Here is a 14,411-nt window from a genome sequence, read left to right on the forward strand (position 1 = left end):
TTCGGCGCAATGGACGTGCTGTGTACCGACAAGACCGGTACCCTGACCCAGGACAAGATTTTCCTGGAGCGCCACACCAACATCCTCGGTGAGCAGGACGATCTGGTGCTGGAATACGCTTACCTCAACAGCCATTACCAAACCGGCCTGAAAAACCTGCTCGATGTCGCCGTGCTGGAACACGCTGAATTGCAACGCGAAATGGCGCTGGCTTCGGCTTATCGCAAGGTCGATGAAATCCCGTTCGACTTCCAGCGCCGCCGCATGTCGGTGGTAGTCAGCGAACGCGAAGACCATCATGAACTGATCTGCAAAGGTGCGGTTGAGGAAATCGTTTCGGTTTGTACCCACGCCCGCCAAAATGGCGAGGTGGTGCCGTTTACCAAGGAACTGCTGCAAGAAATCTACGAAACCACATCCAGCCTGAATGCCGAAGGCTTGCGCGTGGTGGCAGTGGCGGCCAAGGATCTGCCGCCGACCAAGGAAGTCTATGGCGTCGCCGATGAAAGCGATCTGGTGCTGATCGGCTATATCGCCTTTCTTGATCCACCGAAGGAGTCCACCAAACCGGCGCTGGACGCACTGAAGCAACACGGCATCACCGTCAAGATTCTGACCGGCGACAACGAGCTGGTAACGGCCAAGATCTGTCGCCAGGTCGGCCTGGCGGTAGACGGTATGTTGCTCGGTAACGATGTCGAAAAAATGAGCGACGCTGACCTCGCGGTGGCAGTCGCCACCGCCACCGTGTTCGCCAAGCTCAGTCCAACCCACAAAGAGCGTATCGTGCGGGTGCTGCACGACAAAGGCCACGTCGTGGGCTTCATGGGCGACGGCATCAACGATGCGCCGGCGCTGCGCGCTGCCGACATCGGCATCTCAGTCGATACCGCAGTCGATATCGCCAAGGAAGCCGCCGATATCATCTTGCTGGAAAAAAGCCTGATGGTGCTGGAAGAAGGCGTGCTGGAAGGCCGCAAGACCTTCGCCAACATGCTGAAGTACATCAAGATGACCGCCAGCTCCAACTTCGGCAACGTGTTCTCGGTGCTGGTGGCCAGCGCCTTCCTGCCGTTCTTGCCGATGCTGCCGTTGCATCTGCTGGTGCAGAATCTGCTGTACGATATCTCGCAGATCACTATCCCTTTCGATAACGTCGACAAGGAATTCCTGGAAAAGCCGCAGCGCTGGAACGCCAGCGAAATCGGCCGCTTCATGGTGTTCTTCGGCCCGATCAGCTCGATTTTCGACATCACTACCTTTGCCCTGATGTGGTATGTCTTTGGCGCCAATACACCGGAACATCAAACCCTGTTCCAGTCCGGCTGGTTCATCGAAGGCTTGCTGTCGCAAACCCTGATCGTGCACATGATCCGTACCCGCAAGATTCCATTCTTCCAGAGCCGTGCGTCGTGGGCCTTGCTGAGCATGACCATCATCATCATGCTGGTCGGTATCCTGCTGCCGATGTCGCCGCTGGCGCATTACTTCAAGTTACAGGCGCTGCCGCTGACGTACTTCCCGTGGCTGCTACTGATCCTGATGGCGTATGCAGTGCTGACGCAAACCATGAAGGGCTGGTATGCCCGCCGCTATGGCTGGCAATAACTGGCACTGGCACCGGCACCGGCACTGGCACTGGCACTGGCAGTAACCCAGCCGCGCTAGCGATACAACGGGAGCGCATCTCCGAATCGAGGCTTCCGCCAGCGTAATAAAAAAGCCAATCGTCATCGATTGGCTTTTTTTACGACTACCGGCCGGCAGAACAATCTTTAAGCGACAAGACCGGCAGCGATATTGATCAACAAACCCAGAATCGCGGAATTGAAAAGAAAGGTCAGTACCGATTGCATCAGCACGATCTTGCGCATCGGCCGCGTCATGATGCTGACATCGGAGGTCTGTACCGCGACAGCCATGGTGAAAGAGAAATACAAAAAATCCCAGTAATCGGGATTCTTCTCGTCGTCAGGAAAACGCAGCGGCAACTTATCGATTGTGCAGGCATAGAACAGCCGCGCATAGTGCAGCGCGAAGATGGTGCCGAGCAAGAACCAGGAACCCAGCACCGTCATCCCGGTGAACAAATAACGCAGCTCTTTTGACCCCGGCAAGAAGTCTTTTGCCTGCGTTAATCCGAGCACCACAGCGCCGATGCTGGAGACCGCAGCGATGCAGATCAGGATCAGGATCGTGGTGTCGTTCTCATCCTCCACGGCGGCACGCAATTTGACCTGCGTGCAATTGGCGCGGCTCATCATCCACCACAGCATGACCAGGTAGGACCATACGCCGGCATTCCAGCCGATCAGCGCGCGGGTCAGATGGGAGCCTATCGGGAAAATGAGCCAAGCTGCCAAGCCCATCAGCAGCCCAATCATCAGACGCGGATGAGTATGAAACACAAGACGACTTATGCGCATGGTTAGGGTGTCCTTGGTTGACTGCGATACCGATTGCCGGGCGCGGCCGCAGAAAAGCCGTTATGCGGGTTTTCCATGCGCTAGCATATGACAACTATGGCATTTCGTGTTGCACGATGCCATGACGTTGCAGGCGATAAAAATATCGGATGCGTCGGACGTATCGCATATGCCGCATTCCGCGTGGCGGTTACCCCACCCTGCTGCTTGCCAATAAAAATGCCGTTCGATTTTCACCGAACGGCATGACAGCACAGCACACTTATGCCTCGGATGGCTTCAACTCGGCCGCAACGGGATGCGCCGCCGCAACATGCTTCTTCTTGAACTTATTCGATGTCCATACCAGCAAGTCGTCCACACACGTGAACACCACCGGAATCACCAGCAAGCTCAGGAAAGTCGAAGTCACCAGCCCGCCTATCACAGCAATCGCCATCGGCCCGCGGAAACTGCTGTCTGCTCCCCAGCCAATCGCAATCGGCTGGGCGCGCTTGTGGCAGGCGTCCATCAAGGCTTCGAAGCGGTTCAGGCCGTGATCGCGGCGGGCGACGATGGCGTATTCAACCAACAGAATCGAATTCTTGACCGCAATCCCCATCAGCATTAGCAAGCCGATCAGCGATGGCATCGAAAACGAATTGCGGGTGATCAACAGCGCTGCGAAAGCCCTGCCGATCGACAACGGCAGCGCTGCCAGAATCGTCACCGGTTGCAGGAAGCCCTTGAACAGCAACACCAGCACCATGTAGACGCACAGCACGCCGGTCAGCATCGCCAGGCCGAAACCTGAGAATAGTTCCTTCATCACCTCGGCATCGCCCAGCGCGCCGCGCTTGACGTTCGGCGGCAGGTTTTTCAGGTTTGGCAACTGGTTGACCTTGGCTAGCACCTCGCCCAGTTCATGGCCGTTCAGTTCGACGTGGATGATGACGCGGCGGTTGCAGTCAATGCGGTCGATACGCGCCGGGCCACTGTCGAAGCGGATATCGGCCACGGAGTTCAACGGCACATTACCCTTCTTGCCTGGCACCGACAGACGTTCCAGCACGCTGATGTCCTGGCGTGCCGTTTCCAGCAGGCGCACCCTGATCGGTATCTGACGTTCCGGCAGATTAAGCTTGGCCAACGATTGATTGTAATCGCCGGCAGTTGCCACCCGCAGGGTTTCACCGATGGCAGAGGCCGTCACGCCAAGATCAGCAGCTTTAGCGAAATTCGGCGTCACAATGATTTCCGGCCGCACCAGACTAATGCTGGAGATGATGTTGCCCAGGCCCGGAATCGTGCGAATCTCACGCTCCACGGCTTGCGTCACTGCGGTCAGTGCTTGCGGATTGTCACCGGACAGCAGCAGCTGCAATTCTTCGCCATTGCCGCCGGCGCCCACCGTCACCCGCACCCCGGGCAATTGGCTGAGCGCTTCGCGTAATGCGGTATCCACCTCGGTCTGGCTACGTTTGCGCTGCGGCCGGTCTTTCAGCAGGACAGTCAATTTAGAACGCCGCGCTTCGTCGCCACCGATGGCGCTGTAGACGTGTTCAACGTCTTTGTTTTGCATGATCAGACGCCGTGCCTGCTCGGCGCTTGCCTCGGTGTCGGCCAGCACGCTGCCTGGCGGCAGTTCCAGCGAAACCTGCGTCTGGCCGCGGTCACCCGGCGGGATAAAGCCGGTAGACAGGAATGGAATCATGGCCAGCGAAGCGGCAAAAAAGACGGCCGCCATCGCCATCGTTTTCACCCGATGATGCAAGCACCAGGACGCAATCGCCAGATAACCATGCATCAGGCGGCTGTCTTTTTTTGCATGAACAATTGGCTTCAGCAGATAAGCTGCCATCATCGGCGTCAGTAACCGCGCAACCACCAGCGATGCCGTCACGGCGATGGCGGCGGTCCAGCCAAACTGCTTGAAGTATTTGCCGACGATGCCACTCATGAATGCCGTCGGCAGAAACACTGCGACCAGCGTGAAAGTGGTGGCAACTACCGCCAAGCCAATTTCATCGGCGGCTTCCAGCGCGGCTTGATAGGCGCTTTTTCCCATGCGCAGATGGCGCACGATGTTCTCGATTTCGACAATCGCATCGTCAACCAGTATTCCGATCACCAGCGCCAGCGACAGCAAGGTGACACCGTTAAGCGAGAAGCCGAGGAAATCCATCACCAGGAAGGTCGGGATGATGGATAACGGCAGCGCCGCAGCGGCCACCAGCGTGGCGCGCCAGTCGCGCAGGAACACCCAGACTACCAGCACCGCCAGCAGTGCCCCCCCTCGTACAATAGCGACATCGAACCTTGGTAATTCTCCTGCACCGCGTCAACGTCGTTGAACGCCTCCTCGATCTTTACATGCTTCTCTTTTTGAGTCAGTTCGCCAATCGCTTTGCGCACTGCCTGGGCCACCGTGAGTTCGCTGACCCCCTTGCTGCGCGTGATGTCAAAACCGACTACCGGCTTGCCGTCAAGTAGCGTAATCGCCGTGCGTTCGCCGATGCCGTCGGACACCTTGGCGACCTGATCGAGACGAATGATGTGACCATCCGGCAAGGCCATTTGCAATGCCGCGACTTCAGCCACGTTGCCGACGGTGCCGATGGTGCGCACCGACTGGCGCGCACCGCTGATATCGGCCTTGCCGCCCGGCGACTCCTGCTGCACGCGCTGCAACTGGCGCGAAATATCCGCTGCCGAAACATTCAGCGCCGCCATCCGCACCGGATCGAGCTCTACCAATACCTCGCGGTTGACGCCGCCAATACGCGATATCCGGCCAACCCCAGGAACCGACAACAAGGACTTAGAAACCGTATTGTCGACAAACCAGGACAATGCTTCTTCATCGAGTTGATCCGACTTGACCGTATAGGTGAGGATTGGCTGGCCAGAAGTGGTGGCCTTGGAATACACCGGATCGCGCACATCCACCGGTAAATCGCTGCGGATGCGGTTGACGGCGTCGTGCACATCGTCCATCGCCTCCTGCAAATCCTTCTCCAGGCGGAATTCGATGGTGGTATCGACCACACCATCATTGATGGTGGTGCAAATGTGGCGGATATCGGTAATGCTGGCGACCGAATTTTCAATCTTGCGAGCAACCTCGGTTTCGAGTTGCGACGGTGAGGCCCCGGGCAAGCTGGTGGTCACCGTAATGAACGGAAATTCGATATCGGGAGCGTCCTGCACTTTCATGCTTTTGAAACTCTTCAGGCCCAAGACGGTGAGCATGACGAACAGCAGAATGGCCGGGACCGGATGCTTGATCGAAAGAGCGGAAAAATTCATGGCGGCCTCTCGCTTACTTCATCACCAGCGGCGCGGCGCTGGCCACGGCTGGCTTGGCTGCCGGTTGGGCTGCGGGCGCGGTTTCCGGTTTCGCCGCTGCGGCAGGCGCGACGCTTACGGTATCACCATCGGCCAGGAATCCGGCCCCCTGCGCGACCAGCGTCATATCCTTGGTGATGCGGCTGGCACCGTTGGTCACTTCAATGCGGCCACCGATACGGCGGCCCAGGGTAATTTTGGTTTGCGTGACTTTATCGTCCTTGCCAAGCTGATACACGTAGCTGAAACCGTCACGCATCACCACCGCGCTCTGCGGCAGAGTCAATGCCTCAGCGTGTCCCAGCAAGAATTCGCCGGTGCCAAACATGCCGGCATGGGCGTTGCCTGGCGCTGGCAGATCGGCATAGACCAGCGCGTTACGGGTCAGCGGATCGGCTGTCGGCGCGATCATGCGAACCTTGCCCGCCACCGTGACACCGTTGGTGACATGCAATTTAACTGCCTGCCCGGGCTTGATCTGCTGCAGATCGGCGGCATTCACTTCAGCGCGCCACTCCAGGCGATTCTGGCGAATCAACCGAAACAGCTCCTGCCCTTGCGACGCCACCGCACCCACGGTTGCAGTGCGCGAAGAAATCACGCCGTCGTCGGGCGCGACCACCTGGGTCTGACGCAAGCGGATCTGCTGCATATCCAGACTGGCCTGGGCCGACATCAAACGTGCCTTGGTGCTGCGTTCGGCAATCTAATATTGTGCGCTCTGCTGCGCGCTTAACGCGCCGCTGTTGGCTAATGTCCGCGCACGCTCGGCGTTCGATTGCGCCTCTGCCAAGGCGGCGCGCGCCTCCTCGACCGCGGCTTTCTGTTGCGCCACTTGCGCGGCGACGCTTTCGTCAGTGAAGCGCGCCAGCACCTGGCCGCGCTTGACGACATCGCCGACATTGACGCGCACTTCCGCTAACCGGATCCCGCCCAGTTCGCTGCCGACGATTGCCTCTTGCCAGGCCGCGATGCTGCCGTTGGCGGTAAACGATATCGGCCAGTCCGTGCTTTGCGGCGTGGTGGTGGTGACGGTCAGCGACGCCTTCGGTTTAGCATCGGCACTGCCGATATTCTTGTCTGTTGTCTTGGCGTGATTCGCGGTGACGGCCCACACCCCGATCGCCCCCAATACAACGATGGCCCCGACCGATGCTGCCTGTTTTTTAGATGGCTTTTTCATAAAAATAGTCTTTTTGCTTGTCTGGTATTACGAACGAACGGATGGAGATGTCGCGACAGGCACTACAGATAGACTGGCGTCTTGCTGCCAACCTCCCCCAATGCTTTGTACAATGCGATCCAGGCATTGACGTGATCGCGCTGCACGCTGATCACCGTTTGCTGGGCCGCCAGGAAAGTACGGCGAGCATCTTCCAGTTCAAACAGGCTGCCGCTGCCGGCCTTGAATTTGTCGTCGTTGGCGCGATAGTGGCTTTCATAATTACGGGACGCCTCAGCGGCATCGGCTTCGCGTCGCGCCGCCGCATCCAGGTGCGCCAGCGCCTCTTCGATTTCTCGCACCGCGCCGCGCACCTGTAACTGGTAAGCGGCATATGCTTCGTCATAGCGCGCCTGCGCCAGATCGACCGCGGCTCGGCGGCGGCCGCCATCCAATAGCGGCAGGCTGACAGAGGGACCGAACGACCAGGTGTTGGAACGGCTATTCTGGCCGTCGTAGCGCAAGCCGCCGACGCCGATGCTGCCGATCAATGAAATCTTCGGATAACGGTCGGCCTGCGCCACATTGATCTCGGCGCTGGCAGCAGCCAGAGTGCGCTCAGCGACGGCGATATCGGGACGCTGCGAGATGGCCTGCGCCGGGATGCCGTCGACACCGATGCTGCGCGGCTGCGGCAAGCGATTACTGACGCCGAGCCTGACACGCAAAGCCGGTTCCGGGATATCGGTCAGGGCCACCAGCGCCTTGACGTGAAGATCGCATTCGGCGCGTTGCACGATCAGCTTTTGCCGGGCATCTGCGGTCGAGGCGTTGATCAGCGCGCCATCGGCCGGTGCGGTAAACCCGGCCTTGATCTTGAGCGCGGTCAGTTGTGCGGTTTGCTCACGCGAGGTCAGATCTTGTGCCAGCATCGCTGCGCTGGCTTCGCAAGTGCGGTAGTTGACCAGCGTGCTGCCAACCTCTGCCGCCAGCGACACCCGGGTGCCGTACCAGGCGGCATTGCTGGCAACCAGGCGCGCATCGGCGGCATCAATCGCTTTGCGTTTGCCGCCGAACAGATCGAGTTCCCAACTGGCGTCGAACGTGGCGCTGTTGCTGGTGGCGACAAACGCGGCTTCACCGCTGAACGATCTGCTACGCTGCTGGCATTCGCTGCCAGCGTCGGATATACAGTGCTGCCGGCAGCAGCGGCCTTGGCGCGCGCTTGCGCAATGCGCGCCAAGGCCTGCGCCAGCGTTGGATTACTAGCCTCGACGGCGGCTACCAACTCCGCCACCAGAGGATCGTCAAATTGCGACCACCAACGCGTCAGGTCGCTCATGCCGGCATCGGTTGCCGCAGGTGTCGGCAAGTTGCTCTGGAACTCTGGCAACACAGCTTTCGATGAGATTGCCGGCGTGGGTACCTCATAGGTGGGCCCAACGACACAACCGGCAATCGCGCACAGCAGGGGTACGCTGCCGAGAATCTTCAGTACACGCATCTTTCTCCCTTCATTATTTAGATTTTTTGTAGCGCCCAAATCGGCTTCCTTATTTACTATTTACCATTCGCTATTTTCTGTTGCTCTTGACCGTATATGACTTACCCTGCCAACCCCTGTCCCACCGCCGCCCACTCTGCCGATCATTGCCGGCTAAAGTGCGTGTCGCCACTGTAATGCGAGAAATTGCCGTTTGGCATGAAATTGCGACGGCCTGTAGCATGCGTGGGATAAATTGACAAAAAACGGGGGTGGAATGCCAGCAGACGACGGCAGCTGATTTAGGCTAAAAAATGACGAAAATTTATCTTTTAACAATAGTGCTGCGCCAGAAATATAAAACTTCCCACACGGGAATCATAACTTGCTCCATCGCTTTTTAGTCACCACGTGGCTGCGCCAGGCCGACAAAAAAAGAGAAGCAAAAAGGCTCGCCACGACGCTTGATAAGTGGAGGAGATTGGGAGGGCATTGGGGATTGGGCATTGAGCAACGGATGCCACCGCCGAGAGCAGTAGCGGCAACAATAACCGAGGTATCGGCGTGAGCACTGCCGGCAAGCTATTGGGCGTCTGCGCTGGCGTCAATTTCAATGTCTGATCAACGCTGATGGCAAGCGGCGCTAAATTAGTTTTGCATGTCGGCTTGAAAAATCGACAGAGCGTCCCTATACTTAGCACTCGTCAGGAGAGAGTGCTAACAATCTCCTCGAACTTACTAGCGACTGTGCGGCGCATATATATAGCAAAGCAAGACAGTGGTGCTTTGCTGCGATGTTGCCGCAAATACAAATAACCTGTTGAATCTAAAGGAGTCACATATGAATCTTCGTCCTTTGCACGACCGCGTCATCGTCAAGCGTCTCGACCAAGAAACTAAAACTGCATCGGGTATCGTGCTGCCGGAAGCGGCTGCCGAAAAACCAGATCAAGGTGAAGTTCTGGCCGTAGGTAACGGCAAGATTCTGGAAAACGGCAATATCCGTGCTCTGGCCGTCAAGGTTGGTGATCGCGTTCTGTTCGGCAAGTACTCGGGCCAGGCTGTCAAGATCGACGGCAATGAGCTGCTGGTGATGCGCGAAGAAGACCTGTTTGCCGTAGTCGAAGGCAAGTAATTCCGGTCAAACCGGAATTCTCTGATTGGCCGGCGCCCAGCGCTTCCGATCAGCTCCGTACACTACACAATTGAATTCAACGTATTCAGGAGAATAAAACATGGCAGCAAAACAAGTAATTTTCGGTGATGATGCACGCGCCAAGATCGTCAACGGCGTCAACATCCTGACTAACGCAGTCAAGGTAACCCTGGGTCCTAAGGGCCGTAACGTGGTTCTGGAGCGTAGCTTCGGCGCGCCAACCGTGACCAAGGACGGGGTTTCGGTTGCTAAGGAAATCGAACTGAAAGACAAGCTGGAGAACATGGGCGCGCAGCTGGTGAAAGAAGTCGCTTCCAAGACTTCCGACAACACCGGTGACGGTACTACTACCGCTACCGTGCTGGCGCAAGCTATCGTTCGCGAAGGCTTCAAGTACGTTGCCGCCGGTTTCAACCCAACCGATCTGAAGCGCGGTATCGACAAAGCTGTTGTCGCCATCGTTTCTGAAATCAAGACGCTGTCGAAGCCAACCACCACTAGCAAGGAAATCGCCCAGGTTGGTTCGATCTCCGCTAACTCCGACACCGATATCGGTGAAATCATTGCCAAGGCAATGGATAAGGTCGGCAAGGAAGGCGTGATCACTGTTGAAGATGGCAAGTCGTTGGAAAACGAACTGGACATCGTCGAAGGTATGCAATTCGACCGTGGCTATCTGTCGCCATACTTCATCAACAACCAGGAAAAGCAAGTTGTTGCTCTGGAAAACCCGTTCGTCCTGTTGTTCGACAAGAAAGTATCGAACATCCGTGACCTGCTGCCCATCCTGGAACAAGTCGCCAAGGCCGGCCGTCCACTGCTGATCATTGCAGAAGACGTCGAAGGCGAAGCACTGGCTACTCTGGTTGTCAACAACATCCGCGGCATCCTGAAGACCGCAGCGGTCAAGGCTCCAGGCTTTGGCGACCGTCGTAAAGCCATGCTGGAAGACATCGCTATTCTGACCGGCGGCCAAGTGATCGCTGAAGAAGTCGGCCTGACTCTGGAAAAAGCCACTCTGGCTGAACTGGGCCAAGCCAAGCGTATCGAAATCAGCAAGGAAAACACCACCATCATCGACGGTGCTGGCGAAGCCATCACTATCGAAGCACGCGTCAAGCAAATCCGTGCGCAGATCGAAGAAGCAACTTCGGACTACGACCGTGAAAAACTGCAAGAACGCGTTGCCAAGCTGGCCGGCGGCGTTGCGCTGATCCGCGTTGGTGCTGCAACTGAAGTTGAAATGAAAGAAAAGAAAGCACGCGTTGAAGACGCTCTGCACGCTACCCGTGCAGCAGTGGAAGAAGGCGTTGTGCCCGGCGGCGGCGTAGCATTCCTGCGCGCACGTGCTAACGTCAAGGATCTGAAAGGCGACAACGCCGACCAGGAAGCCGGTATCAAGATCGTGCTGCGCGCGATCGAAGAGCCTCTGCGTCAAATCGTATTCAACGCTGGCGACGAGCCATCGGTTGTGATCAACGCAGTCTTGGCTGGCAAGGGTAACTACGGTTACAACGCTGCCAACGGCACCTACGGCGACCTGGTTGAACTGGGCGTTCTGGATCCAGCCAAGGTTACCCGTTCGGCATTGCAAAACGCCGCTTCGGTTGCCGGTCTGATCCTGACTACCGATGCGATGATCGCTGAACTACCAGAAGACAAGTCGACTGGCGGCATGCCAGGCGGCATGGGTGGTATGGGCGGCATGGACGGCATGATGTAATGTTCATGGACCGGAAGCTTCCGGTCCTGACAAAGCATTTGTTGTCATGCTTCGAAAAGCCTGCGATGGATAACCATCGCAGGCTTTTTTACGCTGCAACCAGAAGTCTCCGCAGTCGAGCCAATCGGTGAAACATTCAATAGGGTCAGCGTCGAATTTTTGGCGATCGGGCAACGCCTCCGCAACACTTAATGCCCTGCCCCTGTTTAATTCTTGCGTACGTGAATACGTGGATACGTGAATCTCAAATTGTGATTAAAAACAGATACGTAATTTGATATGCAAAAAGGTAATAAAAGCATGTCCAAATATTCCTTCCCATGCACAACAAAGGCTTATAGAATAAGCACCTGCAAAAAAACCATAACGGCGGCGAGATTGTTGAAATTTATGCAATCAGCTGCCTTTTTTCATTCTGAAATGATAGAAATCAAAGCAGTTACCCAACGCTTCAATGGCGCACGCGGTCCGGTAGATGCGGTCCGCAACGTCAACCTGACGATACGCAAGGGCGAGATCTTCGGCATCATCGGCCGTAGCGGTGCTGGCAAGAGTACGCTGGTGCGCAGCCTCAACCTGTTGAACCGCCCTACTTCCGGCAATATCATCGTCGACGGCAAGGACATGACAGCGTTGAACGCCGAGCAATTGCGTGCGGCGCGGCGCGAAATCGGCATGATTTTCCAGCACTTTAACCTGTTGTCGTCGCGCACTGTCTACGACAATATCGCGTTGCCGCTGGAACTGGCCGGCATGTCGAAAAACGCCATCGCAGAAAAAGTCACGCCATTGCTGGAACTGGTCGGCCTGAGCGCGCTGAAGGATAGCTATCCGGCGCAAATCAGCGGCGGCCAGAAACAACGTGTCGGTATTGCCCGGGCGCTGGCCAACGACCCGAAAGTCTTGCTGTCCGACGAGGCTACTTCGGCCCTGGATCCGGAAACGACACGTTCGATTCTGGAACTGCTGCGCAAGATCAATCGCGAGCTGGGCCTGACCATCGTCCTGATCACCCATCAGATGGAAGTGATCAAGATGATCTGCGACCGCATGGCGGTCATGGAAAGCGGCGAAGTCATCGAGCAAGGAGAAGTGCTGGAACTGTTCCGCGCGCCCAAGCATGAAGTAACGCGCGCGCTGATTGGCGATGTGATTGCCCAGGAACTACCGCAAGGGGTGCTGCAGCGCTTGCGTGCGCGGCTGGCGCAGAGCGACGCCGGCAGCGGCACGGATCATCTGTTCCGCTTTGCGTTTACCGGCTCAGGCGTTGACCAGCCATTGTTGTCGAAAGCGGTGCACAAGTTCGATCTGGATTTCAACATCCTGCATGGCCAGATCGATGAGATACAGGGCCAGGCTTTTGGCTCGCTGGCGATTCTGGCTAACGGCACCCGCGAAAATATCGAGGCCGCGATGGCTTATCTGACGGCGCAGGGCGTCACTGTAGAGGAGCTTAACCATGTCATCTGAAATGTTTGATCTATTTTTCTCGTCGTTCGGCGAAACCCTGATGATGGTTGGTATCCCAGGCATTCTCGGCGCCCTGTTCGGCGTGCCGCTCGGGATCGTATTGCACCTGACCGGCCGCGACGGCATCCTGCCGCATCCGATTTTCAATCGGATTGCCGGTCTGATCGTCAATGCAGTACGCTCGACGCCTTTCATTATTCTGTTGGTGGCGGTGATTCCATTTACCCGCTTCTTCGTCGGCACCTCGATCGGTACTGCAGCCGCCATCGTGCCGCTGACGATCGCCTCGGCGCCATTCATTGCGCGACTGGTGGAAACCGCATTGCGTGAGGTGGAGCGCGGCCTGATTGAAGCGGCGCAGGCGATGGGCGCTACCACCTGGCAAATTGTCTACAAGGTATTGGTGCCGGAGGCTTTCGCTGGCATCGTCGCCGGCCTGACGATTACCTTTGTGAGCCTGGTCGGTTATTCGGCGATGGCCGGTGCCATCGGTGGCGGCGGACTTGGCGATTTGGGCATCCGCTACGGCTATCAGCGCTTCCTGCCGGAAGTGATGGCGATGGTGGCGCTGGTTCTGATCGTCTTCGTGCAGTTGGTACAGACGCTGGGTGATGTACTGGTACGCAACTTGAGTCACCGTTGATTTTTTGGGTTCAGATCGGACTCATCATGATTTTTGAAAGGTAGAAAATGAATCGTCGTCAATTAGTGAATTTTTTCGCCGGCCTGGGCGTGCTGGCCAGCCTGGGTGCCACTGCTCCTGTGTTGGCGCAGGACAAACCGATCAAGATCGGCGCCACTGGCGGCCCGCACGCGCAAATCCTGGAAGTGGTCAAGAAAGTCGCTGCCAAGGATGGCCTGAATATCCAGATCGTCGAATTCAGCGGTTATGTGCAGCCCAACGCCGCACTGGCTGCAGGCGATCTGGATGCCAACAGCTACCAGCATCTGCCTTACCTGGAGGCGCAAATCAAAGATCGCGGCTACAAGCTGACCAACATCGGCTACACCATCACTTTCCCGATGGGCGTGTACTCGAAGAAAGTCAAATCCTTGAAGGATCTGAAAAATGGTGCCAGCATCGGCATACCTAACGATCCAACCAACGGTGGCCGCGCATTGCTGTTGCTGCAGACGCAGGGCTTGTTGAAACTGAAAGCCGATGCCGGCCTGAAAGCGACGCCGCTAGACATCGCGGACAATCCGAAGAAGCTGAAGATCGTTGAAATCGATGCAGCACAATTACCGCGTTCGCTGGATGACCTGGATGCGGCGGCTATCAACGGCAATTATGCGGAATCGGCCGGCCTTGATCCAACCAAGGATGGTATCGCCATCGAGAATGCCAAGGGCCCTTACGCAAATGTGATCGCAATCCGTAGCGCAGACAAGGATAAGCCTTGGGTCGCCAAACTGCTCAAGGCTTACCATAGCCCGGAAGTCAAACAATATGTAGCAACGCAATTCAAGGGCTCGGTGATTCCGTCCTGGTAAATCGCAGATACCAAAATCAAACAGCCCGCGCCAGTAAATGCAGCGCGGGGAGGATGTAATTAGTTTTGTGTAAACGGTCATTTGGCAGCACACTGCCACCATAGAGGAAAAAATGACCTACGTAAAACGCACCAAACGGGCCAAGCCCGATCCTGAGTTGGTCAAGCTGG

At 56.9% G+C, this 14,411-nt stretch carries 10 protein-coding genes and 1 pseudogene; 6 read left to right on the forward strand and 5 right to left on the reverse strand.

Going from position 1 to position 14,411, the window contains the following annotated elements:
• Positions 1–1,608: magnesium-translocating P-type ATPase (mgtA, locus tag ACIQ0R_RS05890; protein WP_395824860.1), on the forward strand; the 1,608-nt coding region annotated here is incomplete at its 5' end.
• A 167-nt stretch (positions 1,609–1,775) separates the two neighbouring features.
• Here mgtA and ACIQ0R_RS05895 read toward each other — a convergent pair.
• From ACIQ0R_RS05895 to ACIQ0R_RS05915, 5 genes and pseudogenes are all read right to left on the reverse strand, one after another.
• Positions 1,776–2,426: a DUF1345 domain-containing protein gene (locus tag ACIQ0R_RS05895; protein WP_395824863.1), complete on the reverse strand. Its 651-nt coding sequence runs from the start codon at positions 2,424–2,426 to the stop codon at positions 1,776–1,778.
• 262 nt (positions 2,427–2,688) lie between these two features.
• Positions 2,689–5,714: pseudogene (locus ACIQ0R_RS05900) on the reverse strand (efflux RND transporter permease subunit).
• Positions 5,715–5,727: 13 nt separating this feature from the next.
• Positions 5,728–6,459, reverse strand: coding sequence for an efflux RND transporter periplasmic adaptor subunit (locus ACIQ0R_RS05905; protein ID WP_395824884.1), 732 nt, complete (start codon positions 6,457–6,459; stop codon positions 5,728–5,730).
• Positions 6,460–6,936 carry a biotin/lipoyl-binding protein gene (locus tag ACIQ0R_RS05910; protein ID WP_395824866.1) on the reverse strand — a complete coding sequence of 159 codons (477 nt, stop codon included), beginning with the start codon at positions 6,934–6,936 and terminating at the stop codon, positions 6,460–6,462.
• A 62-nt stretch (positions 6,937–6,998) separates the two neighbouring features.
• Positions 6,999–8,105 carry an efflux transporter outer membrane subunit gene (locus ACIQ0R_RS05915; RefSeq protein WP_395824887.1) on the reverse strand — a complete coding sequence of 369 codons (1,107 nt, stop codon included), beginning with the start codon at positions 8,103–8,105 and terminating at the stop codon, positions 6,999–7,001.
• 1,134 nt (positions 8,106–9,239) lie between these two features.
• Between ACIQ0R_RS05915 and groES the strand changes: the two genes are divergently transcribed.
• From groES to ACIQ0R_RS05940, 5 genes are all read left to right on the forward strand, one after another.
• Positions 9,240–9,533, forward strand: coding sequence for a co-chaperone GroES (gene groES, locus ACIQ0R_RS05920; protein WP_395824869.1), 294 nt, complete (start codon positions 9,240–9,242; stop codon positions 9,531–9,533).
• A 100-nt stretch (positions 9,534–9,633) separates the two neighbouring features.
• Positions 9,634–11,277: a chaperonin GroEL gene (gene groL / locus ACIQ0R_RS05925; RefSeq protein WP_395824872.1), complete on the forward strand. Its 1,644-nt coding sequence runs from the start codon at positions 9,634–9,636 to the stop codon at positions 11,275–11,277.
• Between the two features lie 420 nt (positions 11,278–11,697).
• Positions 11,698–12,747 carry a methionine ABC transporter ATP-binding protein gene (locus ACIQ0R_RS05930; RefSeq protein ID WP_395824875.1) on the forward strand — a complete coding sequence of 350 codons (1,050 nt, stop codon included), beginning with the start codon at positions 11,698–11,700 and terminating at the stop codon, positions 12,745–12,747.
• On the forward strand, positions 12,737–13,390 hold the full coding sequence (locus ACIQ0R_RS05935; RefSeq protein ID WP_395824878.1) for a methionine ABC transporter permease: 654 nt from the start codon (positions 12,737–12,739) through the stop codon (positions 13,388–13,390). The genes ACIQ0R_RS05930 and ACIQ0R_RS05935 overlap by 11 nt, the downstream gene beginning before the upstream one ends.
• A 47-nt stretch (positions 13,391–13,437) precedes the next feature.
• Positions 13,438–14,241 carry a MetQ/NlpA family ABC transporter substrate-binding protein gene (locus ACIQ0R_RS05940; RefSeq protein ID WP_395824881.1) on the forward strand — a complete coding sequence of 268 codons (804 nt, stop codon included), beginning with the start codon at positions 13,438–13,440 and terminating at the stop codon, positions 14,239–14,241.
• Positions 14,242–14,411 lie beyond the last annotated feature (170 nt).

Source organism: Collimonas sp. (assembly GCF_044339385.1).
Lineage (GTDB): Bacteria > Pseudomonadota > Gammaproteobacteria > Burkholderiales > Burkholderiaceae_D > Collimonas.

Coding starts and splice junctions, on each gene's coding strand:
- ACIQ0R_RS05940 (WP_395824881.1), top strand. CDS start 13,438: ATGAATCGTCGTCAATTAGTGAATTTTTTCGCCGGCCTGGGCGTGCTG.
- ACIQ0R_RS05895 (WP_395824863.1), bottom strand. CDS start 2,426: ATGCGCATAAGTCGTCTTGTGTTTCATACTCATCCGCGTCTGATGATT.
- ACIQ0R_RS05910 (WP_395824866.1), bottom strand. CDS start 6,936: ATGAAAAAGCCATCTAAAAAACAGGCAGCATCGGTCGGGGCCATCGTT.
- ACIQ0R_RS05930 (WP_395824875.1), top strand. CDS start 11,698: ATGATAGAAATCAAAGCAGTTACCCAACGCTTCAATGGCGCACGCGGT.
- ACIQ0R_RS05935 (WP_395824878.1), top strand. CDS start 12,737: ATGTCATCTGAAATGTTTGATCTATTTTTCTCGTCGTTCGGCGAAACC.
- groL (WP_395824872.1), top strand. CDS start 9,634: ATGGCAGCAAAACAAGTAATTTTCGGTGATGATGCACGCGCCAAGATC.
- groES (WP_395824869.1), top strand. CDS start 9,240: ATGAATCTTCGTCCTTTGCACGACCGCGTCATCGTCAAGCGTCTCGAC.